This is a genomic window from Bradyrhizobium sp. sGM-13 (genome assembly GCF_018398875.1).
Classification (GTDB): Bacteria; Pseudomonadota; Alphaproteobacteria; order Rhizobiales; family Xanthobacteraceae; genus Bradyrhizobium.
In genome coordinates, this window is sequence record NZ_JAGWDK010000336.1 from 1 (window position 1) to 262 (window position 262).

A 262-nucleotide genomic window follows, 5' to 3' on the forward strand; every position below is an offset into this window, starting at 1 on the left:
AGAGGCGCTACGGTGCAACAGTCCCTATCTCTAGAAGGCCAAGAACCTGCTGGACCCCTGGGACGTCAGTACCAGTACGCCTATCCCGCTTCGAGCGGTGAGTACGAGGTCTATTCCCTCGGTCCGACCGGCAAGGCCAACTCAGCGTCGGCAGCCCAGTCATCGTACATCCGCAGTGCCGGAAGCTAGTCGCGGGTAGCAATAGCAGCGGTCACTCAAGAGAGCTTTTTCATGCTCTCATCGAGAGCTCATCCAGCTCGGT

At 58.8% G+C, this 262-nt stretch carries 1 protein-coding gene; it reads left to right on the forward strand.

Going from position 1 to position 262, the window contains the following annotated elements:
• Positions 1–12 precede the first annotated feature (12 nt).
• Positions 13–189 carry a type II secretion system protein GspG gene (locus tag KJQ96_RS42585; RefSeq protein WP_375293277.1) on the forward strand — a complete coding sequence of 59 codons (177 nt, stop codon included), beginning with the start codon at positions 13–15 and terminating at the stop codon, positions 187–189.
• Positions 190–262: the final 73 nt, after the last annotated feature.